Raw genomic sequence first — 25,603 nt, forward strand, 5'->3', positions numbered from 1 at the left:
TCCTGAGGAGCGCTCCGAAGGAGCGCGTCTCGAAGGATGGCCGCCCGCATCCTTCGAGACGCGCTGACGCGCTCCTCAGGATGAGGCGGAGCGAGCAGCGGCGGAGATTGACTCCCCACCCCTCCCCGCTCACAACGAGCGCTAACCAAGGGAGGCACCATGTTCAACGATCTGTTCTCGCTCAAAGGCCGCGTCGCGCTCGTGACCGGCGGCTCGCGCGGCATCGGCAAGATGATCGCGGCGGGGTTTCTCAGCGCAGGAGCTGCGAAGGTCTACATCACCGCGCGCAAGGCCGGCCCGTGCGAGGCCACCGCGAACGAGCTCACCGCGCAATATGGCGGCGAGTGCATCGCGCTGCCGATCGACATCTCGACCGTTGCCGGCGCCGAGCTGCTGGCGAGTGAATACAACAAGCGCGAGCAAAAGCTCGACATCCTCGTCAACAATGCCGGCGCGGCCTGGGGCGCGGAGTTCGACGAATTTCCGGAAAGCGGCTGGGACAAGGTGATGAACCTCAACGTCAAGGCGCCGTTCTTCCTGACCAAGGCGCTGGCGCCGACGCTGCGCGCATCCGCGAGCGCCGAGCGGCCGGCCAAGGTGATCAACATCGCCTCGATCGACGGCATCTTCGTCAATCCGGGCGAGACCTATTCCTACGCGGCGAGCAAGGCCGGCCTGATCCATCTGACGCGCCGCATGGCCGTCAAGCTCATCCCTGATAACATCGTGGTCACCGCGATCGCGCCCGGCCCGTTCAAGTCGGACATGAACCGCGCCGCGCGCGATCACGCCGACGAGGTCGCAACCCGCGTGCCCGTGGGCCGCATCGGTACCGACGAGGACATGGCGGGCGCGGCGATTTATCTCGCCTCCCGCGCGGGCGATTACGTGGTGGGCGCGACCATCGCGGTGGATGGCGGCATCGTTTATGCCAATGCGGGGATCAAGGGGAGCGGGTGGGATAGCGATTAGGCGCGAATGGCGAGTAGCGAATGGCCAGTGGTTTCCCACTCGCCATTCGCCACTCCCAATTCGCTACTTCACGACTCGATCTTCACGTACTCGAAATCACCCGGCTTGTTGTCGATGCCGACCTTCGGCGGCGAGATCCAGGAGGCGAACTTGCCGGTTTCGGTGACGGGCTGCATCAAGGAGGTGATGAAGTCGCCGTCGGCGGTCGAGGGCAGCCATTCGTCCTTGCGCTTCGCCCAGGTGGCGTCGTCGATCAAAATGCCGTCGGGCGTCGCATAGACGTCCTTGAACTCGCCGATGTGGCGGTGGAAGGCGACGTTGGGCAGCGTCAGCTTGAAGTCGTAGCCCGCGGTCGAAATCACCTTGTTCCAGCGCAGCATGCCCTTGACGCAGTCCTGGCTGTAATCGTCGCGCAGGCGCATGTTGAGCGCGGTCAGCGCCGGCTCGTCGACCAGCTTGATCTCGCCGTTGATGAACTTGAGCACCGGATAGGTGGCGTTCTTGAGCTGGTGATCGTCGTCGATCTGGGTCTCGTGATAGCGGCCCTTGATGCCGGTGTTGAAGGCGTTGGCCGCGTTGGTCGAGACTTCCGAGCCGAACAGGTCGAGCGACAGCGTATAGTGCAGGTTCAGCTTCTTCTGGATCGTCGGCAGGTCGATCACGCCGAGCGCGCGGACCTTCGCGATATCGGTCGGGTCGGTGATGCCGGCCTCGCGCATCGCATCGCAGGTGCGCTGCACGACGCGGGTGATACCGGTCTCGCCGACGAACATGTGGTGCGCTTCCTCCGTCAGCATGAAGCGGCAGGTGCGCGACAAGGGATCGAAGCCCGACTGCGCCAGCGAGTGCAACTGCATCTTGCCGTCGCGGTCGGTGAAGTAGGTGAACATGAAGAAGGAGAGCCAGTCCGGCGTCGCCTCGTTGAAGGCGCCGAGCATGCGCGGCGCATCGGCATCGCCGGAGCGGCGGCGCAACAAATCATCCGCTTCCTCGCGGCCGTCGCGGCCGAAATATTTCTGAAGCAGGTAGACCATCGCCCAGAGGTGGCGGCCTTCCTCGACATTGACCTGGAACAGGTTACGCATGTCGTAGAGCGAGGGTGCGGTCTTGCCGAGATGGCGCTGCTGCTCGACCGAGGCCGGCTCGGTGTCGCCCTGGATCACGATCAGGCGGCGCAGCATGGCGCGATATTCGCCCGGGACTTCCTGCCAGGCCGGCTCGCCAAAATGCTCGCCGAACGGCACGACGCGATTCTCTTCCTGCGGCGCAAGCAGGATGCCCCAGCGATAGTCGGGCATGCGGACATAGTCGAACTTGGCCCAGCCGCGCGGATCGACGGAGTAAGCCGTGCGCAAATACACCAGCGACTCCTGAAAGCCTTCCGGCCCCATGTCGCTCCACCAGTCCATGTAGCCGGGATGCCAGCCTTCCAGCGCCTTCAGCACCTGGCGGTCTTCGGCGAGATTCACGTTGTTCGGAATCTTGGTCGAATAGTCGACGTTCATGATGTTCATATTCATTGGGAGCTCTCCCGCGTTGAACCTGATCGTTTCGCGCGAATGGCGAATGGCGAGGCGCGAATGGAAATCCCTATTCGCTATTCGCCACTCCCTATTCGCTACACTCTCGTCATATCGAATTTCGGCTTCTGGCCGCTGCCATAGCGGCGCAGTGCGCCTTCCTCGCCGACCGCGTTCGGGCGCTGGAAGATCCAGTTCTGCCACGCGGTCAGGCGCGAGAAGATCTTTGATTCCATCGTCTCGGGGCCGACGAAGCGCAGGCTGGCTTCCATGCCGGTGAGGCTGTCGGGCGAAAAGCTGGCGCGCTCCTCGAGGAACACGCGGACCTCGTCGTCCCAGTCGATATCGTCGAGCGCGAAGGTGACGAGGCCGAGCTCTTCGGCCTGCTCGGCATCGAGCGCGGTGCCCATCGTGGCTTCCGCGCGCTCGACATCGGCCGGATCGGCCTGGAAGCGCGACTCCAGCCGGGTCAGGCCGTGGCTCATCGGATACGGACCGAAATTCATGGCGGAGAGTTCAATCGACGGCGGCGGACGGTTGTCGCCCTGGCGCGTCCCGATCAGCATGTAGGAGCGGTCGGCCGCGAAGACGAGCTCGGCGAGCGTGCCGGCGAAGCAGGAGCCGGGCTCGACCAGCGTCACCAGCGTGCGCGAGGTGACGTCGATGCGCTTGAGCACGCGCTTCCAGTAGTGCCTGATCTCGTTGACCAGCCAGTGCGCCTTGTTGGCTTCGAGGAAGGCGTCGCTGGCGAGCACATGGGCGCGGTCGCCATGGCTCTTGAACACCAGCATCGCGATCTCGAGCTCGTTGATCCGCAGATGCAGGATGGCGTCATCGATCTCGCGCGCCACCTGGAGCGGCCAGAACGAGGCGCCCTGCGCCATCATGCCGTCGATATCGGCGGGTGCTGCCGCCTCCGGCGCCTTGATCGAGATGGTGGCAATGCGCGCGGCGCGGTCGATGTCGACCGTGACAAAACCATAGCGGATGCTGGTCTCGTCGATCGCGCGCTTGAGCGGCGTCAGCGCGATGCCCTTGCCACTGCCCTTGCGCTTCGAGCCGTCGGCGAATTCCCTGGCGCGCTCGGCGATCCTGGCTTCGAGCTTCGAGTTGGGCGCGATCTCGTCGACGAGGCGCCACTGCACGGCGCGCTTGCCCTTCACACCTTCCTCGATGGTGCAGAAGAAATCGGCGTGGTCGCGGCGCACCTTGCGCTTGTCGACGACACGGGTGAGGCCGCCGGTGCCCGGCAGCACCGCCAGCAGCGGCACTTCGGGCAGCGCCACGGCGGACGAGCCGTCATCGGCGAGAATGATGTGATCAGTCGCAAGCGCCAGCTCATAGCCGCCGCCGGCGGCCGAGCCGTTCACGACGGTGATGAAGCGCTGGCCGGAATTCTCCGAAGAGTCTTCCATGCCGTTGCGGGTCTCGTTGGTGAATTTGCAGAAGTTCACCTTGTGAGCATGCGTCGAGCCGGCGAGCATGCGGATGTTGGCGCCGGCGCAGAACACGCGGTTCTTGGCCGAGCGCATCAGCACGACCTTCACCTCCGGATGCTCGAAGCGCAGCCGCTGGACCGCGTCGGCAAGCTCGATGTCGACGCCGAGGTCGTAGGAATTGAGCTTGAGCAGATAGCCCTCGAACAGGCCGCCATTCTCGTCGACGTCCATGGTCAGCGTGGCGACGTCGCCGTCGACCGCGAGCTTCCAGTGCCGGTAGCGCGACGGGTCGGTCTGGAAATCGATGAATGTCGCGCCGCCTGCGAGGCGCCGTTCTTCCCCGGCCATGGGTCACCCCTAAGCTTGATTATGCATTTTCGCCGTAGCGTTAGATGCACAATAGTGCACCTTTTAGAGCGCGTCTAGCCCTTAACCGCCGATGCATGCACTTTGTTTCATGAAACTGGCTACGACCGCACGATGGCGCCGAGGGCGATCCAGTCCGCCTTGGAAAGCTGGGGCCGGCCGAGCTTGGCCTGGAGCAGTGCGGCGAGCGCCGGGATCGGAAAGCTTTCGACAAAGCCGTCGCCGCCCGGGGCCGCCTTGCGCGAGCTCAACGCCCGCAGCTCCATTTGCGCGTCGCCGAACAGGCGTGCGGCCGAATGCAGTCGCTGCATCCGCAGCCGCAAATTCGCATTGGCCACATGGATGCACGCGCGCAGCAGGATGCGCTCGCGGCCGCCTTGCGGCGCGGCGGCCCAGACCGCCTCCAGCACCTCCTGCGATTCCCAGAAATAGCCGCGGTCGTTGAGCGCGAGCCCGTAGCGCAGCGCCGGATGGCGCGCCGGCACATAGCCGCGGAAGGCCGGGGGTACCAGCGCCTTGGCCAAACGAAGCGTCTCGTAATCCGCATCGGCCCTGCCGGCCTCGCCCGGCACATAGGCCCATCGCGGCCACGGCAGCGGGCCGCTCGCATGTGAAGGCACATTCATGGATGTGCCTCCGCAGGATCATGCGGCGCGTCCCTGAAGGCCCTGATCGTCGCGCAGGGCCGCGCTTGCAAATTGCTCAATCGCGTCAAGCGTCGCCCCCGGCGCTTCACGATGCGGGGAATGGCCCGCCTCTGAAATAATTTTCAAATCTACCGGACAGTAACACTCTTCCTGCGCAATTTCGACCTGTCGCAATGTCCCATATTGGTCATCGACCCCTTGCAGGATCATCAGGGGAACGCGGATGTAGGCGAGATATTCGGAAATGTCCCAGTCGCGGAATTTCGGGTCGAGCCAGGCGCCGTTCCAGCCTCGGAAGGCGTTGTCGACGTCCTTGTGCCAGCGCGCGAGCTTTGGCTTCAGGTCCGTGGTCTCGAATGCGGTCTTGATCGCGGCGATCGATGTCACCGAGATGTCCTCGACGATGAAGTGCGGCGCGATCAGCACCAGGCCCTGCAGTCGATGATCCTGATGCGCACCGGCATAGATCGTCGCGATCGAGGCACCGTCGGAATGGCCGAGCAGCAGGCCGCGCTTGAAGGGAATTGCATCGAGGATCTTGGGCAGCACGTCCAGCGCCTCGCGCTGCATGTAATCGAGCGGCCGCGGCAGCGTCACCGGGCTCGACTGGCCGTAGCCGGCACGCGAATAGACGAAGATGCCGGCACCGGTCGCCTCTTGAAGCTTTTCCGGAAAATCCCCCCAGAGGCCGACGGAGCCGAGGCCCTCGTGCAGCATGACGATGGTGGGCGCATCGGCGGATTGCGGCGCGAGCCATTTGTATTCGAGGCTGGCGCTGCCGATGCTGAGGAAGCCGGTGGGGGTGAGGTTGGTCATGTGATCGTTCCCGTTCATTCCGGACAGCTCGCGACGCGAGCTGATCCGGAATCTCGATATTGTTTTGCGGCTCGAGATTCCAGGTTCGATGCTTCGCATCGCCCCGGAATGACGAGGGATTAATTCGCCCCTTCCCGCAGCTTGAAGCGCTGGATCTTCCCGGTCGCCGTCTTCGGCAAGGAGTCCACCACGTCGATCCAGCGCGGATATTTCCACGGGCCGATCTTCTGCTTGACGTGCTCCTTGAGCATTTCTTGCAAGTCCGCCGTCTTCGCGCCCGGGCGCAGCACGACAAAGGCCTTCGGCTTCAAGAGACCTTCCGGATCGGCTTCGGGCACGACGGCGGCTTCCAGCACGGCAGGATGCGTGATCAGCGCGCTCTCGACCTCGAACGGCGAGACCCAGATGCCGGAAACCTTGAACATGTCGTCGGCGCGGCCGCAGAAGGTGTAACGGCCATCAGTGTCGCGGACATATTTGTCGCCGGTGCGGGTCCACGGACCCTCGAACGTGCGGCGGCTCTTGTGGCGCTGATTCCAGTAACCCTCGCCGGCCGAGGGCGCGTCGACCAGGAGCTCGCCGACCTCACCGTCGGCGACATCCTGGCCGGCCTCGTTGACCAGCCGCACCGCATAGCCCGGCACCGGCTTGCCGGACGAGCCGTATTTGATGTCGCCGGGCGCATTCGACAGGAAGATGTGCAGCAGCTCGGTCGAGCCGACGCCGTCAAGGATGTCGACGCCGAAGCGTGATTTCCAGCTGTTGCCGACGGATTCCGGCAGCGCCTCGCCGGCGGAGGTGCAAATGCGCAGCGACTTGCCGCCACGCTCGGCCTTCATCGTCTCGTCGTTGAGCATCGCGGCGAACAGCGTCGGCACGCCGTAGAAGATCGAGGGATTGTACCTGTTCATCAGGTCGAACATGCGCGCCGGCGTCGGACGCTCGCTGTTCAGCACCACGGTGGCGCCGACCGACATCGGGAAGGTCAGGGCGTTGCCGAGGCCATAGGCGAAGAAAAGCTTTGCCGCGGAGAGACAGACGTCGTTCTCGCGGATGCCGAGCACCTGGCTCGCATAGGTGTCGGCGGTCGCCTGAAGGTTCGAATGGATGTGGCGCACGCCCTTTGGCATACCGGTCGAACCCGACGAATACAGCCAAAACGCCGGCTCGTCGGGATGGGTCGCAGCGGTGGCGAACTGGTCGCTCTCGCCCGCGATCTCCTCGGCGAGCTGCTTGTGGCCGTTCTGCTTGGCGCCGGACACCACGACATGCTCGAGATCCGGCATGCGGCCGACGATGTCCTTGATGACGGGATAGAGCGGCTCGGAGACGAACAGCACGCGCGCGCGGCAATCGGCGAGGATGTAGGCGTATTGATCTGATGTCAGCAGCGTGTTCAGCGGCACCGGCACGATGCCGGCGCGGATCGCGCCCAGGAACACGACCGGGAAATCGACCGTGTCCAGCATGATCATCGCCACGCGCTCCTCGCGGCGGACGCCGAGCCGGCGCAGCATGTTGGCGGCGCGGCGGCTCTCGCGCTGGAGCTCGCCATAGGTGAGCCGCGAGACGGTGTCGTCGAAGGCGAGCTTGGCGCCGCGGCCCTCCTCGACGTTTCGGTCGAGCAGCCAGGTCACCGCGTTATAGGATCCCTCGCTCACGGACTTCTCCCCCGAATTTAGAATTATAATTCATAGAAAGACACTGTGGCGGCTTGCTGTCAATGCCGGCAGGCACTATGTTTCATTAAAACGCGCCGCAGGGCCTGCTTCAAGGAAGGCATCCGCTAAAGAAGGCTCATGAACGATAGTCCCGACGCCGAATCCCGATTTCTCGAACAGCTCGGCCAGCGTGTGCGCACCATGCGCGCGCTGCGCGGCATGTCGCGAAAGGTACTCGCCAAGGTATCGGGAATTTCGGAGCGCTACATCGCACAGCTCGAGAGCGGCAAGGGCAATGTCTCGATCGTGCTGCTGCGCCGCGTCTCGGACGCGATGGGTGCGCATCTGGAAGACCTGCTTCCCAGCGCCGACCCGACGCCGGACTGGCAGATGTTTCGCGATCTCCTTCGAAAAGCGACGCCCGCGCAGATCGCACAGGCCAAGGACCTGCTCGCCGGCGGCAGCGCGTCCGCGCCACGGCGCGCGCCATTCTGCGGCATCGCGCTGATCGGCCTGCGCGGCGCCGGCAAATCCACGCTCGGCAGGATGCTGGCGAAGAAGGTCGGCTGGAGTTTTGTCGAGCTCAACAAGGAAGTCGAGCAGCAGAACGGGCTCTCGGTCGCCGAGATCATCGCACTCTACGGCCAGGAAGGCTTTCGCCGCATGGAGCAGGCGGCGCTGCAGCAGCTGCTCGCCCGCAACGAGCTGATGGTGCTCGCGACCGGCGGCGGCATCGTCTCGGAGCCTTTGACCTTCGACCAGATCCTGTCGTCGTTCTACACGATCTGGCTGAAGGCCGAGCCCGAGGAGCACATGGCGCGCGTGCGGCGTCAGGGCGACCTCCGTCCGATGGCCGATGATCGTTCCGCGATGGCGGAGCTGCGCAACATCCTGCTGAGCCGCGAGCCGCTGTATTCACGTGCGACGGCCGTGGTGGATACCGCGGGGCTCAGCGTCGATGCCGCCGCCGCGCGCCTGATCGATGCGGTGCGGCCGGTGCTGCAGAACGAGGCGCGGAGCTTCGGGCTGCGCAGCGTGGCGCTGTAGAGATGACCGACAGCGACGTCGCAAACTCCATGTTCGAGCGGATCGGCGGGAGCGCCACGATCGACGCACTCGTCGACCGCTTCTACGACCGCATGGACACGTTGCCGGAGGCGAAGGTGATCCGCGACATGCATGCGGACGATCTCGGGCTGATCAGGGACGTGCTGAAGCGCTATCTGACCGAGTGGACCGGTGGCCCAAAACTCTATTCGCCCGAGAAGGGGCATCCGCGGCTTCGGCAGCGGCATATCGGCTTTGCCATCGGCGATGCCGAGCGCGATGCGTGGCTGCTCTGCATGCGCGGTGCGATGGCGGAGACGGTCACTGACGCCGATGCGCGGCAGGATCTCGACAAGGCCATATCGGGGCTTGCCGACTGGATGCGCAATCGCAGCTAGTCGAGACCAAGCGCGCTGATGTCGGGGGCGAGTTTCACACCCGGGGTCCGCGGCACCAGACCGGTCTTGACCGCGTAGCCACCGAGCACGATGCCCGGACGGCTTGGCGCCGGCAACGCCTGCACGCGTTCGACGAGGGCTGCAACGGCGTCGTACTGCTCCGGCAGCGCGATCGAGACCAGTAGCGTCTTGGGCTCACCCGCGAGCGAAGGCTCGGACAGTGCACCGAGCACCGAATTGTCGTCGACGTGCCGGGTTCGCCATCCCTGGTTCTGGAGCCAGAGGCCGAGAATGCGAATGCCCACCACATGGATGTTGCCCGGCGCATTCATCAGAAAATAGCAGCCGTCGCCGCCGGGTCGCGCCGGTTGCGACCAGGCCAGCCGCATCCTGGCCTCGACGAGATCGATCACCCGCTCGGCATAGGCGGTGAATTCGTGCTCGCCTTCAACGGTGAGCGTGCCGTGCTCCCAGGCAGTGCCGATCTCGTGGAGCATCGGCGCGATCATGCCGACGAGGATGTCGACCGGCCGGCAATGGGCGGCGATGGCGTTATCGACGAGCGGCCCGGCCGCATCGAAATCGTTCCTGCGGCCGGCCGAGAACAACGACTGAACGATGTCCCGCAGCGCGACCGCATGGGCGTATTCATCGCCGCTGAGCAGGTCCGGCTGCTCGCCGGCGCATTTCCGGCACAGCCCGTGGGTGATGCCGAGATCCGCATGCGGCGGCATCTCGCCGATGAACTGCTGACAATGGGCACACCATTTCAGCACGCTGCCACTCCCCCTCCCGGGTTCCATTCAGCCTGGCGCAGCATCGCCGCTTGCAACAGCGATAGCGGCTCGACGCAAGCGGAGATCGGGTAGTGCAGCGAGCATGGGCGGCCTGCAACGAACGGAATTGAGCCAGATCAAAGCCGGCTGCTAATCTTTCGCCATGACCGACCTCCTCCCCGACACCATCCGCCGCCTCTACACCGATCCCGGCGAATACATCGACAGCGATCACCCCGCCGTGCAGCAGTTCGCCGAGACCGCCGTGCGCGAGGATGCGAGCGCGCGGGAGAAGGCGAGCCTGCTCTACAAGGCGGTGCGCGACGGTATCCGCTACAATCCCTATGTCAGCATGCGCGTCGCCGAGACCTTTCGCGCCTCGAGCGTGCTTGCCGCGGGGCAAGGCTATTGCGTCGGCAAGGCCGCGCTCTACGCGGCCACCTGCCGCGTGCACGGCATCCCCTCCCGCGTCGGCTTTGCCGACGTGAGGAACCATCTCACCACCGAGAAGCTACGCCAGAGCATGGGCACCGACATCTTCACCTGGCACGGCTTTACCGAAGTCCATGTCGACGGCGCCTGGCGCAAGGCGACACCGACCTTCAACGATACGCTCTGCACCAAAGTCGGCGTGGCTCCCCTCGATTTCGACGGCCACACCGACGCGCTGCTGCACCCCTTCGACGGCGAGGGCCGCGCCTACATGCAATATGTCAACGACCGCGGCACCTATCACGACGTGCCGGCGAAGTTCCTGATGCGCGAGATGGCGCGCGACTACGCCAACATGCAGGGCGAGAATCTTTCCGGCCGCGACATGGAGCGCGAGGCGGAGGAGCGGTAGACGCGGTGCCGTAGGGCGGGTTAGCCGAAGGCGTAACTCACCACTGTTCGCCTCTGCGAAAGCACAAGAGGTGGGTTACGCCGAGCAGATGCGCTTCGCGCATCTGCAGGGCTAACCCACCCTACGCGCCGCTGAATGGACCGGCGGCCCAAAACTTTACTCCGTCGAGAAGGGCCATCCGCGGCTGCGCCAGCGGCACATCGGCTTTGCGATCGGCGATGCCGAACGGGACGCGTGGATGCTTTGCATGCGCGGCGCGCTGGAGGAGACGGTTGCCGATGCTGCCGCGCGCCAAGACCTCGACCGCGCGCTGTCCGGCCTCGCCGACTGGATGCGCAACAGGTAGCGATGCCGCAGCCCGGATGGAGCCAACGGGGCTACAAAGGCTGCCGCACCGGTCAGATCGACCAGTAATTCGGATGCTGGTACGGCCGCGAGCGGTCGCCCCAGTCGAATTCGTCGCCATCGACCTCGCAGGGGCCGCTGCTCAATTGCTCCGGCGTCAGTTCGACCTGGAAGGCCTGACGTCCCGGATCATATTTCAGCGCGCTCCACTGCACGGGATAATGGTGATGCGTACCGAGCAGCCTGCCGGTCTTGATCACGGCGTAAGCGACCGTTCCACTGACCTTGTCGAGCATCAATCGTTCGATCGTGCCGAGCTTGCTGCCGTCGCACCCATAGACGGCGACGTGCTCGACCCGATCACTGGGAACCATGGTGTGTTGCATGGCGTGCTCCCTGATCTTGTGTGGAGCGGATTATAGGCCCGCGGCCCGGATCAGCGAAGCGACATCCGGGGTCTTCCGACACTTTGTCGCTGCGCTCACCCGGGCTACCGGCTGCGCAGCAACGGCAACTAACCCACCCTGCGCTCCGCAATCCGATCGTTGCATGCATCGAGCGCGGACCGATCGAGCGCTTCTGCGGCAAAGCCAGCCACATAAATCAGTGCCAGGATGGCTGCGGAGATCGCAATCGTCTCCGCATGCGTGAACGCCAGCCGCAACATGCGCTGCAACAACGACGGCGGCGGAAAGCGGTAGGTCCGGCCGGAGGGCGTGATGAGGTCAAACGACCGAACCGACCGCGAGCGTGCGGGGATCTTGCTCGGCAGCATCCGGATATCTCCTCTCCAGCTCCTCGATCATGCCGCGCGCGATTTCCCGCTCGCCCATGATGACGACATCCGCCCCCAGGCCCTTCAAATGATCGACCTCGGCATCCGCATGCGCACGCGCGATGATGCGGATATCCGGGTTGGCGGCGCGGGCCTGCTGCACGATCTGCCCCGCCTCGAAGGCTTCGGGAATGGCGATCACGAGATGCCGCGCCCGCGACGGATTGGTGGCGCCGAGAATGGCGGGCTGCGCAGCATTGCCCATGACGGTCTCGATGCCGCCCTCCCTGAGCTTCGCGAGTGCACTCTCTCCGACCTCTGCGACGAGAAACGGCAGTTGCCGCTGCTTCAGGGCGTCGCCGACGAGCATGCCGACCCTGCCATAGCCGATCACGATCGTATGGTCCGTCAGGTCGGTGGTGCGGATCGGCTCGGGCACCGCAGCCGTGGCCTGCGGCGAATCGCGCCGCGGATCGAGGCGCGGCGCGAGCCAGGTGGCGGCTGCGAACATCAGCGGGTTGAGCATGATGGAGAGGATCGCACCGGCCATGATCAGGTCGCGCCCCTCGCTCGGCAGCATCTGCGAGGCGACGCCGAGCTCGGCCAGAATGAAGGAGAACTCGCCGATCTGCGACAGACTCGCCGAGATCGTCAGCGCGGTGGCGAGGGGATGGCGGAACAGAACCACGATCAGGAACGCGGCAACGGATTTGCCAAGCATGATGATCGCGAGCGTGGCGAGCAGCGGCCACGGCTCGCGGATGACGCTCGCCGGATCGAACATCATGCCAACCGAGACGAAGAACAACACGGCGAAGGCATCTCGCAGCGGCAGGGATTCCTGCGCGGCTCGCGCGCTGAGCGGCGACTCCCGCAGCATCATGCCGGCGAAGAACGCACCCAGCGCCAGGGACACGTCGAAAAGTTTGGTCGCCCCGAATGCAATGCACAGCGCGATCGCAAGCACGCCAAGACGGAACAATTCGCGCGAGCCCGTATGCGCGATGTAGTGCAGGATCCAGGGGATCACACGGCGTCCCACCACCAGCATCAGGCCGATGAACACGATGATCTTGACGAGGGTCAACATCACGATGCCGGCAAGTCCGAAACCCGCCTGTGCGGCCAACGGCTCGAAGACCACCGGGTTGCCGGCACTGCCCTGAAGGCTCGCGATCGCTGGAAACAAGACCAGCACGAGCACCATCGCGAGGTCCTCGACGATCAGCCAGCCGACGGCAATGCGGCCGCGATCCGTCTCCATCAGCCGCCGCTCCTGGAGCGCGCGCAGCAGCACCACCGTGCTCGCCACGGACAACGCCAGTCCGAACACGAGTCCCGCAGCGACACTCCAGCCCATCAGCCATGCGAGGCCAAGACCCATCAATGTCGCAGCGGCGATCTGCACGACGGCGCCGGGCACGGCGATCTTGCGAACTGAAAGCAGATCCTGGAGCGAGAAATGCAGGCCGACGCCGAACATCAGAAGGATAATACCGAGCTCCGCGAGCTCGGTGGCAAGCGCCTGATCGGCGACGAAGCCCGGCGTGAACGGCCCCACGGCGACACCGGCCAGCAGATAGCCGACGAGCGGCGGCACGCGGAACCGCTGTGCTATAGTTCCCAGTACGAAAGCTAATCCAAGTCCAACGACTACGGTGGCGATCAGAGGTGTGTCATGCGGCATTTTTGCCTTTTGACACAGCGGGCGCAGCCGTGCACCGCGACCTGTGCGCGCGGGTCGCAGCTCACAGCAATTGCGAGCGCACCGATTCTGCACCCTCGCGCAGCAGTGGCAGAAAGCGCTCGATCAATTCCCGCGCCGGCACGCGATCGACATGCGCACCCATGTTGATCGCAGCGACGATCACATTGTCGTAACGACGCACCGGAACCGAGATCGAGCGGAAATGCGGTTCGGCCTCGCGGTCGACCAGCGAATAGCCCTGCGCGCGATCGGCGACGATGCGCGCGAGCAGCGCCTTCGGATCCGTCTCCGCCTGCGGCGTCAGAGCCTCGCGCTTCATCTGCTTCAGGCGCGCGGCGAGCTCCGCATCATCGAGCTGGCCAAGCATGGCGCGCCCGACCGAGGTGCAGAAGGCCGGCAGGCGGTAGCCGATCTCCAGTCCGCCGGAAAAGACCCGTGCCGGACCGCCGCGGGCAATGAACACAACGTCATCGCCATCGAGCACCGCGAGCGAGGAGATTTCCTGCGCGGCAGTGGCGACACGGTCGAGCACGGGCTGAAGAACCGCGACGAGCTGGCTCGAGCGCAAATAGGAGGCCGCGAGCGTCAGCACATGCGGCGTCAGCGAAAACAGCTTGCCATCGCCAGAGACGAAACCGCCGCGCTGGAGCGTGAACAGCATGCGCCGCGCGGTCGCGCGCGGCAGATCGGCGGCACGGGCGAGATCGCTCAGCGTCATCGGACCTGCGGTCATTCCGAAGCATTGCAGCAGACGCAGGCCGCGATCGAGGCTCTCGACGAAATCCGTCGCGCGCTCGTCAGTCTCGCTCCGCTTCAGCTTGGGCATGGCTCGGGACAATCCTGCAAAATAGTGCTTGCTGCCGCTCCAAGGCATGTCATAATTCGCCCATTCGTTCAATAGGCGAACATAACGCCCCTCCAGAAAAAGGACGCGACCGCCATGATGAGCCAGGAGCAGAACGACCTGATCACCCGCACCGGTCCGAAGGACCCCTGCGGAAAGCTGATGCGGAGCTACTGGCAGCCGGCGGCGCTGGTCGACGAGCTCGAGGGCGAGCGGCCGATCCGCCCGGTCAGGTTGCTCGGCGAGAACCTGGTGCTGTTCCGCGACGAGACCGGACGCTACGGCCTCATCGACCGCCATTGCGCGCATCGCGGCGCCGACCTCGCCTTCGGGCGGCTCGAACATGGCGGGTTGCGCTGCGCCTTCCACGGCTGGCTGTTCGACGCCACCGGCCAGTGCATCGAGACGCCGGCCGAGCCGAAGGACTCAAAACTCTGCCAGAACATCCGCCAGCGCTCCTACCCCGTGGTGGAGAAGAGCGGCATCCTCTGGGCTTATCTCGGCGAGGGTGAGCCGCCGGCCTTTCCGGAGCTCGACTGTTTTGTTGCGCCCGGCACCCACACGTTTGCGTTCAAGGGCCACATGGCCTGCAACTGGCTCCAGGCGCTCGAGGTCGGCATCGATCCTGCGCACGCCTCCTATCTGCATCGTTTCTTCGAGGACGAGGACACGTCGACCGCCTACGGCAAGCAGTTCCGCGGCGCCTCCGCCGGAAGCGACCTGCCGATGACGAAGATTCTTCGTGAATACGACCGCCCGATCATCAATGTCGAGCACACCGAGTACGGCCTGCGGCTGATCGCGCTGCGCGAGATCGACGAGGAGCGCACCCATGTGCGCGTCACCAACCAGCTCTTCCCGCACGGCTTCGTCATTCCCATGAGCACGGAGATGACAATCACGCAGTGGCACGTCCCGATCGACGACGAGAACTGCTACTGGTACGCGATCTTCACCAGCTACACCAACCCGGTCGACAAGCAGAAGATGCGCGACCAGCGGCTCGAGCTCTATGAGCTGCCCGACTACAAATCGCGCAAGAACAAGGCCAACGATTACGGCTTCGATCCGCACGAGCAGCAGACCGCGACCTATACCGGCATGGGCACCGACATCAACGTTCACGACCAGTGGGCGGTGGAATCCATGGGCGCGATCCAGGATCGCACCAAGGAGCATCTCGGCTCGAGCGACAAGGCGATCGTGCAGTACCGCCGCCTGCTGCGGGCCGAGATCGAGAAGGTCGGCGGCGGCGAGAAGCCGATGCTGTTCCTGGACGAAGCCAACGCACGCAGCATCCAGGGCCCGGCGACCATGGACGGCATCGGGCCGACGCGGGGCTGGGAGACCTACTGGATGGAAGTCGACGTCAAGCGCCGCCGCGGCGCGCCGTGGACGGCGCCGGTGCCGAAGGAGATCGCAGACAACGTGCACCGGCTGACGGCGGCGGAGTGAAAGTCTTGGTCGGCTCTCGTAGGGTGGGCAAAGGCGCAGCGCGCCGTGCCCACCATTTCTCCGTAATGGATACAGATCGTGGGCACGCTTCGCTTTGCCCACCCTACGGCAGTTGAGGGAGTAGCAAAGTGACTTTCGTTGCGCGTCATGCGCTGTGGTCGGATGAGCAGAAGGACGCAGCCCAGCGCATGCGTCGCATCGTCGAGGAAAAGAACCTCGAGGTCATCCGCCTCGCCTTCCCGGACCAGCACGGCATCTTGCGCGGCAAGACCATCATCGCGGCCGAGGCGATCGCCTCGCTGGAAAGCGGCTGCTCCATCACCACCACCATGCTCGCCAAGGACACCTCGCACCGCACGGTGTTTCCGGTGTTCACATCAGGCGGCGGGTTCGGCATGAAGGAGATGGAGGGCGCGGCCGACGTGCTGATGGTCGCCGATCCCACTACTTTTCGCGTTTTGCCGTGGGCGCCGGCGACGGGCTGGGTGCTGTGCGACCTCCATTTCAACGACGGCCGCCCGGTGCCGTTCGCAACGCGCGGGCTCTATCGCAAGGTGCTCGATGAACTCGGCGCGCGCGGCCACGATTTCGTCGCGGGCCTCGAAGTGGAATTCCACATCTTCAAGCTCGACGACGCGCATATGCGGCCCGAGGATGCCGGCCAGCCCGGCACGCCGCCGTCGGTGAGCCTGCTCAGCCACGGCTATCAATATCTTACCGAACAGCGCTTCGACCAGATGGAGCCGGTGCTGGAGATCCTGCGGCGCGACATCGTCGCGCTCGGACTTCCCTTACGCTCCGTCGAGGTCGAGTTCGGGCCGAGCCAGTGCGAATTCACCTTCGCGCCAAGGAAGGGGCTGGAGCCTGCCGACAACATGGTGCTGTTCCGATCTGCCGTGAAGCAGATCGCGCGGCGGCACGGCTATCACGCCACCTTCATGTGCCGGCCGAAGCTGCCGAACCTGTTCGCGAGCGGCTGGCACCTGCATCAGTCGATCGTCTCGCGCGCGAACGGCGATAACCTGTTCATGGCGAAAGACGGCAGCGAGCCGCTCAGCGCGTTCGGCCGGGCATACCTGGCCGGCCTGCTCGACCACGCCCGCGCCTCGACCGTGTTCACCACCCCGACCATCAACGGCTACAAGCGCTACCGCGCCTATTCGCTGGCGCCGGATCGCGCGATCTGGGGCCGCGACAATCGCGGCGTGATGATCCGCGTGCTCGGCGGCGCGGGTGATGCCGCCACGCGCCTTGAGAACCGCATCGGCGAGCCCGCCGCCAATCCCTATCTCTACATGGCCTCGCAGATTCTCTCAGGCCTCGACGGCGTCGACCGCAAGCTCGATCCCGGCCCGTCGGCCGACACGCCCTACGAGACCAATGCGCCGCTTCTGCCGAAATCCTTGCGCGATGCGGTCGCCGCGCTGAAGGACGATCCGTTCTTCCGCGAGCAGCTCGGCGGAGAGTTCGTCGACTACTACACCCACATCAAGAACGCCGAGATCGACCGTTTCCTCTCCGAGGTGACCGACTGGGAGCACCGCGAATATTTCGAGGTGTTTTGATGGAGCTACGCCTCACGGCGGCGTGAGGCGACTTCGTCCGCCCTGTTCCGACGACATCACTCCGATCGCCCAAGAAGCAATTTCCTACCCCCCTCACAATTCGCCGGAAACACTCCGCCGCTAGGCTGCTAGCATGTGATCAACAGCGGAGTTGGATCATGTGGGGTCAATTGTTCAGCCTGATCTATCGCCTGTCCTGCCGGACCACCTTGATCGAAATCGGCACTTCCCGGTTGGGCCGCTAGCGGCCGGTGGATGCGATTTAGGTAAGCCGGCTTGACCAGATAACGGGCGTCTCCATGTGGGAACGCTCACCAGCGATAGCCGAGCGTCGCAATGACGGTCAGCGGCGCACCGCGGTAGCAATAGCCGACCTGGCACGTGGTGTAGTGCAGATTGAACAGGTTCTTGGCATTGACCTGGAACTGAAGGCCCTTCAGCTCCTTCGCCGCCTGGCCGAGATCATATTTCAGCGCCGCGTCGACCAGGGTCACCGAGCTGTTCCTGAACGTGTTGGCGTCGTCGCCATAGCTCCAGGACATGTAACGCACGCCACCGCCGACGCTCACGCCGGCGAACGGGCCGGCCAGCGGCAGGGCATAATTGCCCCACAACGTCGCGGTGTGCGGAGGATTGCCGGATGGAAACTTGCCGATCGTCGAGCTGTCCGCAGCCTGCTTGGTCACCATGTCGAGATAGGTGTACGACGAGGTGATGTCGAAACCGCCGCCGAGGCTCGCGAGCCCCTGCAATTCGAAGCCGCGGCTTTGAATTTCTCCGCGCTGGACCGTCACGCCCGTGCCCGTCGTGACGAGGCCGCCCTCCTGGGTCAAATCGAAGACCGCCGCGGTGATGAAGCTCCTCGTCCCCTGCGGCTGATACTTGACGCCGACCTCGGTCTGCTTGCCGGTGGTCGGCTTGAAGAAGGCCCCCGACGGATCGACGCCGAGATTGGGAAAGAACGACGTCGAATAGGCAACGTAGGGCGCAACGCCGGAATCGAACACATAGGTCAGCCCGGCCCGCCCGCTATAGGCCTGATCGGACTGCGTCTGACGGGTCAGCGCGAACAGATCCTCGCCCGTGGTGCGGACCCAGTCGCTGCGGCCGCTCAGTGTCAGGATCCAGTGATCGAGCTTGGCCTGATCCTGAATATACACGCCGGACTGGGTTTGCCGCTGGGCCGTCGAGGACGAGATCGCCGGATCGGGAATGGATTCCGGCGCGTAGACCGGCGCGGCCAGGTTGAGATCGGAGACGCCGAAGCCAAAGCCCTGCCTGTCGTTGAACTTCGACGCGGTGTAGTCGGTACCGACCAGGAGCGTGTGCTGCACAGGCCCGGTCGAGAGCTTGGCCTCGACCTGGTTGTCCATGATGGCCGATTGCAGCGTGTCGTGGACAAGGCCGGTATAGCGCGAGACGACATTGCCGACGGGCGCGCCGAGAAAGCCGACATAGCGGGTGACCGCATCGACATCGACGTAACGGAATTTCTGGCGGACGGTCACGTCGTTGTTGAACGCGTGCTCGAACAGGTAGCCGACGCGTCCCTGCTCCTGGTCGAGCGAATTGTAGGACGGGCTGCCCGTGAAAATGTCCGTGGTGGTGCCGGTGCCCGTGGAATAGGTGAACATGGATCCGGGCGTCTTCGATTTCTGATAGGAACCGAGAATCGTGAGGGACGTCGATTGATCCGGTCTCCAGGTGAAGGCGGGAGCGATGTAGGTCCTGTTATCCTTGCCGCCGGGCACGAACACGTCCGCGTCGCGCACCACGCCGGTCAGCCGATACGAAAACTGACCGTTGGGATCGACCGGCCCTGAAAAATCAAAATTGCCCTGGACTCGCTCGCGGTCGCCGAACACCGTCTGCACCTCGTGAAACGGCTGGCTGGTCGGCAGCTTGCTCGACAGGTCGATCAGTCCGCCGGGGGAGCCGAGGCCGTAGAGTGCCGAGCTCGGCCCGCGGACCACGGTGATGCTGTCGACCCCATAGGGCTCGGTCTTGAACACGCTGAGGCCGGCGCCGACGAGGCGCAAGCCGTCGAGATAGACGCCGTTATAGGTGATGTCGAAGCCCCGGATCGCGATGGCGTCGAAGCGCGGATCGTAGCCGGACGCATCGATGCGGACACCGGGTTCATAGCCAACCGCCTCCGTCAGAGACTGGACGGCGCGGTCGTTGAGCTCCTTGCGCGTCACGACCGAGATCGATTGCGGCGTCTCGAGCAAGGGCGTGTTGGTCTTCGTGCCCGCCGAGCTGCTGCTTGCAACATAGCTGTTCTCGCTCGACACGTTGCCGCGGCCGGCACCGGCCTCGCGCGTGTCGGTATTTCTGGTTTGCACGGCTTCGGAATTGCGGCGCGACGCGACGCGGCCGCGCTGCGATTGTGAGGTACGCTGGGCAGACTGGGCACGCGGACGCGTCTGGCTCGGTGCCTCGACCGTGACGGGCGGCAATGTCGCCGCCGTCGAGCCCGAATTGGTCGTGGAGGTCTGTGCGGCCGACGGCGTCGCGTGCAGCACCACGCCAAGCCCGGCCACGCCAAGACCAGCGATGCCAAGTCCAGCCTTCACCACCCGTTCCCAGCCGAACTTCTGTCCGTCGTCGCGCCTCATCGTCATCCCCGAGTTCCGTCTTCAAAAGCAACACGGGAGTAATCAGATCGAGAGGCGCACCGCCTTTGCGACTGTGCAAATCGCCTTTGATTCCACGTGGAGTCCTTCAAGACTGCGGACGGAGACTTCATCGCGAACGACGCAGACACATCGCGAAACATTTCGGCAGGCGCGCAATCCTCTCGCCGCTACTGACAGCGGCTGGGCGAATAGCCGAAGTGCCTGCGAAAGGCCGTCGCGAAATTGGCCGGATGGGCGTAGCCGACACGAAAGGCCGCCTCGGTGACCGACAACCGTTGATGAATCAGAAGGTCACGTGCGGCATCGAGCCGCCGGGCCCGCAAATAGTCGATCGCGCTCTCGCCATACGCCATCTGGAATTTCTGGTTGAAGGACCGCCGGCTCAGCCCTGCGTTCCGCGCCAGCTCGTCGACGCTCCAGGGGTAAGCAAGATCGGCGTCCATCTGCTCCTTGACCGATTGCAAGCGCATCCGCTGAAGATCGGCTGCCGGATCGACCTCAATCCGCCCGCTCTCGCTGAACAGGGCGTGGACAACGATCTCGGCGGCATGCGCCGACAGCAACAATTGCGCCGCGCTTCCGGCGACCGGCGGCGAGAACATTTCCGCAGCGACGGCCTGCACGCGCGGAGACGCAGTGAGAGAGACGACGGCGGCACCCGCCTCATCGTTCTTGAACAGCGCCTGAAACTCGTCGCCAAGCCCAAGCCGATCGATGGAAGTCTGGGGAAGTGCCAGGCCTATCGCAGGACGCTCGTCACACTGGACCGAGCGTCTTGCAGCGACGGCCTCACGCACAGCAATTGCCGTCATCTGCCTTTCGCTGCCGGGCGTGCGCGTCAGAATGCCGCGGCTCGCGCCGTCGCCGAACGCAACGGAGATGAACAGGCCCGGCGCTACGATCGCGGGCCCGCTGGGGTCGGCTCGAAACTCACCTCTGACAAACACGCAGCCCGGGAAATCCAGCCATTGCGCCGCTGTTGAAGCGCCCTGCTGTGCGGAACCGATCTCGTCTCCAGGCCGTCCGGCAATCTGATTGTAAAAGTCCTGCATCGAATCCGCTTACGCCGCGACCTTGGCGGCTGGCGGCGGCGCACTCAAGGCCTCTGCGCGCAGTTTGGAGAGCTTCGAAACTGGACTTCCGGAAACAGGTTCTGCGCGCGGAGCGATTTGCGCCGGCGCTGCGGCGGGCAGGGCCGCAAGCGCGTCAGATTCCCAGATATTTGTGCTGGAGATCCGGCTCCGCCATCAGCTGGCCCGAGGTGCCGCTCCACACCGTCTTGCCGCGCTCGATGATGTAGTGGCGGTCGCAGATGCGGGCGAGATGGTCGACGTTCTTGTCGACGACCAGGATCGACTGTCCCCGGCTCTTCAGCAGCGACAGGCAATTCCAGATCTCTTCACGGATCAGTGGTGCGAGGCCTTCGGTCGCCTCGTCGAGGATCAGCAGCTTCGGGTTGGTCATCAGCGCGCGGCCGATCGCGAGCATCTGCTGCTCGCCGCCGGAGAGCTGATTGCCCATGTTGGACGCGCGCTCGGCAAGGCGCGGAAACATCACGTAGATCGCGGCCAGCGTCCACGGATTGCTGCTGCCGAAGCGATCGGCGGCGGCCGCGACGAGATTTTCGCGTACGGTGAGGTTCGGGAAGATCTGCCGTCCCTCGGGGACGAGGCCGACGCCGAGCTTTGCAATCTTGTAGGACGGCTGCGTCCGCACCTCCGCGCCCGCAAAGCGAATGCTTCCGGCGCGTGCCGGCGTCAGGCCCATGATGGAGCGGATGGTGGTGGTCTTGCCCATGCCGTTGCGGCCCATCAGCGAGACCATCTCGCCCGGCTTGATCGACAGCGACAGGCCGAACAGCACCTGGGACAGGCCGTAGCAGGTCTCGATGCCGTCGACGTCGAGCAGCGTGTCAGCCATGGTGCGTCACCACATGCTGATCGCCGAGATAGGCGCGCTTGACGTCCTCGTTCGCCCGGATCGCGGCCGGATCGCCGGAGGCGATAACGCGGCCATAGACCAGCACCGAGATGCGGTCGGCGAGTGCGAACACCGCCGGCATGTCGTGCTCGACCAGCACGATCGAGACCTCTTTGCGCAGCTCCTGAAGCAGCTTGACCATGCGTTGGGATTCGGTGACGCCGAGCCCCGCCATGGGCTCGTCGAGCAGCAGGATCTTTGGCTTGCTGGCGAGCGCGACCGCAAGCTCGAGCTCGCGGCGTTCGCCATGGCTGAGCCTGCTCACGACGACGTCGGCGCGATGCAGCAGGCCGACGCGGTCGAGCGCGGCATGCGCCGCATCGCGCAGGCCCTTTTCCTTGCGCGCATTGGCGAAGAAGCGGAACGAGGTGCCGGCATGCGCCTGCGCCGCCAGCGCGACATTGTCGGCAGCGGTAACGTCGAGCAGCAGCGAGGTGATCTGGAACGAGCGCGCAAGTCCCAGCGCGCAGCGGCGATAGGCCGGCAGATAGGTGATGTCGCGCCCCGCCAGCGAGACGCTGCCGGAATGCGGCTCGAGGTGCCCGGTCAATTGGCTGATCAGCGTGGTCTTGCCCGCGCCGTTCGGGCCGATGATGGCGTGCAGCTCGCCGGCCGCGACGTCGAGCGAGACGTTGTCCGTCGCGATGATGCCGCCGAAGCGGCGCACCAGCTTTTCGACGCGGAGCAAGGGTTCAGCCACGGCCAGCCCTCCCGAGCATGCCCATGATGCCGCCGCGCCCGAACAGCACGATCAGCAGCAGCAGCGGCCCCATGATCAGCGCCCAGTATTCCGTGATCTGCGACAGGAATTCCTCCAGCAGCAGGAACACCACCGCGCCCATGACAGGACCGAACAGCGTGCCCATGCCGCCCAAGATCACCATCACCATGAGATCGCCGGAGCGCGTCCAGTACATCACGGCCGGGCTGACGAAATCGGTGTTGTTGGCGAGCAGCGCGCCGGCGAGGCCGCACATGGTCCCTGATATGACGAAGCAGACCAGCTGGTAGCGTTTTGCCGGAAAGCCGATCGCCTGCATGCGCTGTTCGTTGGAGCGCAGGCCCTGCACGACGAGGCCGAAACGCGAATTGACGATGCGCCAGATCAGGAAGATCACCGCGAACAGGCAGGCAAGGCAGAGATAGTAGAACTGCGTGCGATTGCCGAGATTGATCAGCCCGGAGAAGTCGCTGCGCTTGTAGACGGTGAGGCCGTCATCGCCGCCGTAACGCGCGAGGCCCGAGGCGACGTAATACGCCATCTGCGCGAAAGCCAGCGTGATCATGATGAAATAGACGCCGCGGGTGCGCAACGAGAGCGCGCCGATCACCAGCGCGTAGATCGCCGAGGCCGCGAGCGCGACCGGGAACTGAATCCAGCCGGAGCCCACGCCTTCCTGCGCGAGCATGCCAACGGCGTAACCGCCGATGCCGAGATAGGCGGCGTGGCCAAAACTCATCATGCCGCCAAAGCCCATGATGAGGTTGAGGCTCGCGGCCGCCAGCGCCAGGATGACGATGCGGGTGAATAGCGTCAGGATGAAGATGTTACCCGACAGCGACGAATAGAGCGGCAGCAGCACGAGGCCCGCCAGCAAAAGGGCCGTGACGGCCTTGCTCACCGTAACACCCTTCATCGACGGTTGGCCGGAAACAGCCCCTCCGGCCGCACCACCAGCACGATCGCCATCAACAGGTAGATCAGCATCGACGACAGCGCGGGCGCGGCGGTGGAGGCAGCGGCGCCGCTCAGCACCTGCCGCAACAGGTTCGGCAGGAAGGCGCGGCCGAGCGTGTCGATCATGCCGACGAAGATCGCGGCGAGGAACGCGCCGCGGATCGAGCCGATGCCGCCGATCACGATGATGACGAAGGCGAGGATCAGGATGTTCTCGCCCATGCCGATCTGCACGGTGAGGATCGGCGCCTGCATCAGGCCAGCGAGGCCCGCGAGCGCGGCGCCCAGGCCGAACACCAGCGTGTAGAGCAGCTTGATGTTGATGCCGAGCGCGCCGATCATCTCCCGGTTGGAGGCGCCGGCGCGGATCAGCATGCCGATGCGGGTGCGCATCACGCCGAGATAGAGCAAGAGCGCGACCAGCAGCGCCACCACGATGATGGCGAGACGATAAGCGGGATAGTGGATGCCGGGCAGGATCGGCACCGGCACGGTGAGCCAGGCCGGCAGCGGCAGCGCGAGGCCCGCGGGACCCCAGATCAGCCGCACGGCTTCATTGAAGAACAGGATCAGGCCGAAGGTCGCGAGCACATGGTCGAGATGGTCGCGGCCATAGAGATGCCGCAGCGCCGACATTTCGAGCACGATGCCGAGCACCAGCGTGGCACCGAGCGCCATCAGCGCGCCGAGCAGGAAGCTGCCAGTCCAGGCCGCGAAGGTCGCGGCGAAATAGGCGCCCATCATGTAGAGCGAGCCGTGCGCGAGGTTGACGAGATCCATGATCCCGAACACCAGCGTCAGGCCGGCGGCGAGCAGGAACAGCAGCAGGCCGAACTGCAATCCGTTCAAGAACTGTTCGACGACGAGCAGCATCAAAACTCTTTCAGGCGCACGCGGTGTCGCGCCGATGTTCGAACACGGTCGCCATCAGTGAAAGAGCTCCCCCTGCCTCTTCAAGGCGGAAAAATGGGTAATGGCAGTATCGTTCCGAGGCAAGAGCGATTCGACACCAAACATGCACTTTGTTGCATGCGGGTGCATGCGGTCGAAAGCGACCTTGCAAGAAGGCTGCCGCGGCGCAGATGGGGCAACCTGCCGCACCCAAACGATCACCCTCCCCCCGGCATGCCGGGGAGAGGGTGCGAATGTCGACGGAGTGTAGGGAAGGCGTCTAGTGCGACGTCATCTGCCGGGGAAAATCGTCCGGCTCTGCCAGCACGCTGTTGGCCGTCGAGGCTTCCAGCGCCGCCATCCGGAACAGATAGGCGAGCGTCGCCAATCCGGTGTCTTCCGCCATCTGCGCCAGCTCGAGCGCCATGTCGGACATGTAGCCGAGATTCTCGTCCTTGGTCTGCGCCATGATCTGGCTGTCCCGCATCATGTTCGACATCTCAGGCGCTCTTTCGTTGCGCGGCAAGGCCGCAGAGGTTGGCACGGGCGACGGCGTCCAGACGCGGGCCGTCCTGTTGCACGACCGAGGTCACACCGATGCGATCGTGCAGGGCATCGAGCGTCTCCCGGCGAATGTCGATGGTCGCCGCCATGGTCCAGGCGTTCTCGACCAGCTCCGGCAGACCAAGCGGGGTCACGACGAACCCGGCCTCATGGAAGCGCGGCAGCCACCAGGTCTCCATGATCGCGCTGACCTGCGCGATCCCCTGATTGAGGCAGAACTCCTGCACCGCCGCCATCAGTTGCAGGTTGAGAGCGCCATCGCGTCGATCGCGCACGACGAAATAGCGCGACCATTCCCAGACCAGCGGATCCGCAGGACAGCCGCGAACCGCGGCCAGATGCGGAAAGATCTCGCTCATCATCGAGGGCTTGGTCGTCGGGTAGAGCCGGTGACCGCCAATGACACGGCGCCCCTCCAGCGCGAGCAGATAGACCGTGTCCTCGTTGTCATAGGAATCGATCTCGCGGCAATCCGGCTTGCGTAGCGTCTCCCAGTGCCGCTCATCGACGAAAATGTCGTGACGCAACCGGAAATGCTGCTCGATAACGTCTTCATAAAGGTGACGATTTACCGCAGAAATTGCGTGAATCATGAAAGCCCCCATTCGTTCTCAAAGGCGGTCAGCCTCTGCGAAAAGGGGCGGGTTCGATATTGGGAAATTTCCCAGTATGT

24 protein-coding genes and 1 pseudogene are annotated in these 25,603 nt (G+C 64.6%); 7 read left to right on the forward strand and 18 right to left on the reverse strand.

All coding sequences use genetic code 11. From position 1 onward, the window contains the following. Positions 1–159: 159 nt before the first annotated feature. Complete coding sequence (locus tag NLM25_RS42590) at positions 160–972, forward strand: SDR family oxidoreductase (RefSeq protein ID WP_254140901.1); 813 nt, start codon at positions 160–162, stop codon at positions 970–972. A gap of 68 nt (positions 973–1,040) precedes the next feature. On the opposite strand, the gene boxB is transcribed toward NLM25_RS42590, so the two are convergent. From boxB to NLM25_RS42615, 5 genes are all read right to left on the reverse strand, one after another. Beyond that, positions 1,041–2,492 carry a benzoyl-CoA 2,3-epoxidase subunit BoxB gene (gene boxB / locus NLM25_RS42595; RefSeq protein WP_254140902.1) on the reverse strand — a complete coding sequence of 484 codons (1,452 nt, stop codon included), beginning with the start codon at positions 2,490–2,492 and terminating at the stop codon, positions 1,041–1,043. A gap of 98 nt (positions 2,493–2,590) precedes the next feature. After that, positions 2,591–4,279, reverse strand: coding sequence for a 2,3-epoxybenzoyl-CoA dihydrolase (boxC, locus tag NLM25_RS42600; protein WP_254140903.1), 1,689 nt, complete (start codon positions 4,277–4,279; stop codon positions 2,591–2,593). Positions 4,280–4,398: 119 nt separating this feature from the next. Continuing rightward, the gene (locus tag NLM25_RS42605; RefSeq protein WP_254140904.1) at positions 4,399–4,923 is read right to left on the reverse strand and encodes a DUF309 domain-containing protein; all 525 of its coding nucleotides are present in this window, start codon (positions 4,921–4,923) and stop codon (positions 4,399–4,401) included. Positions 4,924–4,941: 18 nt separating this feature from the next. Beyond that, on the reverse strand, positions 4,942–5,760 hold the full coding sequence (locus tag NLM25_RS42610; RefSeq protein WP_254123890.1) for an alpha/beta fold hydrolase: 819 nt from the start codon (positions 5,758–5,760) through the stop codon (positions 4,942–4,944). A gap of 119 nt (positions 5,761–5,879) precedes the next feature. Next, positions 5,880–7,421 carry a benzoate-CoA ligase family protein gene (locus tag NLM25_RS42615; protein ID WP_254140905.1) on the reverse strand — a complete coding sequence of 514 codons (1,542 nt, stop codon included), beginning with the start codon at positions 7,419–7,421 and terminating at the stop codon, positions 5,880–5,882. 138 nt (positions 7,422–7,559) lie between these two features. On the opposite strand from NLM25_RS42615, the gene NLM25_RS42620 reads away from it, so the two are divergent. Next, entirely contained in the window at positions 7,560–8,468 is a 909-nt protein-coding gene (locus tag NLM25_RS42620) for a helix-turn-helix transcriptional regulator (protein WP_254123892.1), read from the forward strand. 2 nt (positions 8,469–8,470) lie between these two features. Beyond that, the gene (locus tag NLM25_RS42625) at positions 8,471–8,866 is read left to right on the forward strand and encodes a group II truncated hemoglobin (RefSeq protein ID WP_254140906.1); all 396 of its coding nucleotides are present in this window, start codon (positions 8,471–8,473) and stop codon (positions 8,864–8,866) included. On the opposite strand, the gene NLM25_RS42630 is transcribed toward NLM25_RS42625, so the two are convergent. After that, positions 8,863–9,642: a B12-binding domain-containing protein gene (locus NLM25_RS42630; protein ID WP_254140907.1), complete on the reverse strand. Its 780-nt coding sequence runs from the start codon at positions 9,640–9,642 to the stop codon at positions 8,863–8,865. The two genes, NLM25_RS42625 and NLM25_RS42630, sit on opposite strands and share 4 nt — an antisense overlap. A 163-nt stretch (positions 9,643–9,805) precedes the next feature. On the opposite strand from NLM25_RS42630, the gene NLM25_RS42635 reads away from it, so the two are divergent. Together NLM25_RS42635 and NLM25_RS42640 are read left to right on the forward strand one after the other, a co-directional pair. Continuing rightward, positions 9,806–10,486, forward strand: a complete 681-nt coding sequence (locus NLM25_RS42635) for a transglutaminase family protein (RefSeq protein ID WP_254140908.1) — start codon at positions 9,806–9,808, stop codon at positions 10,484–10,486. Positions 10,487–10,619: 133 nt separating this feature from the next. Further along, positions 10,620–10,832 (forward strand): annotated as a pseudogene (locus NLM25_RS42640) (globin); the annotation flags it as partial. Between the two features lie 52 nt (positions 10,833–10,884). Here the strand turns inward: NLM25_RS42640 and NLM25_RS42645 are convergent. The 4 genes from NLM25_RS42645 to NLM25_RS42660 form a co-directional block, all read right to left on the reverse strand. Continuing rightward, positions 10,885–11,217 carry a PRC-barrel domain-containing protein gene (locus NLM25_RS42645; RefSeq protein ID WP_254123896.1) on the reverse strand — a complete coding sequence of 111 codons (333 nt, stop codon included), beginning with the start codon at positions 11,215–11,217 and terminating at the stop codon, positions 10,885–10,887. Positions 11,218–11,345: 128 nt separating this feature from the next. Beyond that, on the reverse strand, positions 11,346–11,606 hold the full coding sequence (locus tag NLM25_RS42650) for a hypothetical protein (protein ID WP_254140909.1): 261 nt from the start codon (positions 11,604–11,606) through the stop codon (positions 11,346–11,348). Beyond that, positions 11,557–13,293 carry a YbaL family putative K(+) efflux transporter gene (gene ybaL / locus NLM25_RS42655; RefSeq protein WP_254140910.1) on the reverse strand — a complete coding sequence of 579 codons (1,737 nt, stop codon included), beginning with the start codon at positions 13,291–13,293 and terminating at the stop codon, positions 11,557–11,559. Before ybaL ends, NLM25_RS42650 begins: the two co-directional genes overlap by 50 nt. Positions 13,294–13,354: 61 nt before the next feature. After that, positions 13,355–14,140, reverse strand: a complete 786-nt coding sequence (locus NLM25_RS42660; RefSeq protein ID WP_254140911.1) for an IclR family transcriptional regulator C-terminal domain-containing protein — start codon at positions 14,138–14,140, stop codon at positions 13,355–13,357. A 114-nt stretch (positions 14,141–14,254) separates the two neighbouring features. On the opposite strand from NLM25_RS42660, the gene NLM25_RS42665 reads away from it, so the two are divergent. After that, positions 14,255–15,613, forward strand: a complete 1,359-nt coding sequence (locus tag NLM25_RS42665) for an aromatic ring-hydroxylating dioxygenase subunit alpha (protein ID WP_254140912.1) — start codon at positions 14,255–14,257, stop codon at positions 15,611–15,613. Between the two features lie 128 nt (positions 15,614–15,741). Further along, on the forward strand, positions 15,742–17,178 hold the full coding sequence (locus tag NLM25_RS42670) for a glutamine synthetase family protein (RefSeq protein WP_254140913.1): 1,437 nt from the start codon (positions 15,742–15,744) through the stop codon (positions 17,176–17,178). A 311-nt stretch (positions 17,179–17,489) separates the two neighbouring features. Here NLM25_RS42670 and NLM25_RS42675 read toward each other — a convergent pair whose 3' ends face one another. From NLM25_RS42675 to NLM25_RS42710, 8 genes are all read right to left on the reverse strand, one after another. Next, positions 17,490–19,802 carry a TonB-dependent siderophore receptor gene (locus NLM25_RS42675; RefSeq protein WP_254140914.1) on the reverse strand — a complete coding sequence of 771 codons (2,313 nt, stop codon included), beginning with the start codon at positions 19,800–19,802 and terminating at the stop codon, positions 17,490–17,492. 182 nt (positions 19,803–19,984) lie between these two features. Next, the gene (locus NLM25_RS42680) at positions 19,985–20,869 is read right to left on the reverse strand and encodes an AraC family transcriptional regulator (protein ID WP_254140915.1); all 885 of its coding nucleotides are present in this window, start codon (positions 20,867–20,869) and stop codon (positions 19,985–19,987) included. Positions 20,870–21,023: 154 nt separating this feature from the next. Further along, complete coding sequence (locus NLM25_RS42685; protein WP_254123903.1) at positions 21,024–21,737, reverse strand: ABC transporter ATP-binding protein; 714 nt, start codon at positions 21,735–21,737, stop codon at positions 21,024–21,026. Continuing rightward, positions 21,730–22,497, reverse strand: a complete 768-nt coding sequence (locus NLM25_RS42690; protein ID WP_254123904.1) for an ABC transporter ATP-binding protein — start codon at positions 22,495–22,497, stop codon at positions 21,730–21,732. Before NLM25_RS42690 ends, NLM25_RS42685 begins: the two co-directional genes overlap by 8 nt. Then, positions 22,490–23,434 (reverse strand): branched-chain amino acid ABC transporter permease, encoded by a 945-nt coding sequence (locus NLM25_RS42695; RefSeq protein WP_254140916.1) that lies wholly within the window; start codon positions 23,432–23,434, stop codon positions 22,490–22,492. The genes NLM25_RS42690 and NLM25_RS42695 overlap by 8 nt, the downstream gene beginning before the upstream one ends. After that, positions 23,431–24,348: a branched-chain amino acid ABC transporter permease gene (locus NLM25_RS42700; protein WP_028139755.1), complete on the reverse strand. Its 918-nt coding sequence runs from the start codon at positions 24,346–24,348 to the stop codon at positions 23,431–23,433. The genes NLM25_RS42695 and NLM25_RS42700 overlap by 4 nt, the downstream gene beginning before the upstream one ends. A 298-nt stretch (positions 24,349–24,646) precedes the next feature. Continuing rightward, positions 24,647–24,865, reverse strand: a complete 219-nt coding sequence (locus NLM25_RS42705; protein WP_254123907.1) for a hypothetical protein — start codon at positions 24,863–24,865, stop codon at positions 24,647–24,649. Between the two features lies 1 nt (position 24,866). After that, complete coding sequence (locus NLM25_RS42710; protein ID WP_254123908.1) at positions 24,867–25,523, reverse strand: acyl-homoserine-lactone synthase; 657 nt, start codon at positions 25,521–25,523, stop codon at positions 24,867–24,869. Between the last annotated feature and the right edge of the window lie 80 nt (positions 25,524–25,603).

The sequence above is a fragment of the Bradyrhizobium sp. CCGB01 genome, from assembly GCF_024199795.1.
Taxonomy (GTDB): Bacteria; Pseudomonadota; Alphaproteobacteria; order Rhizobiales; family Xanthobacteraceae; genus Bradyrhizobium.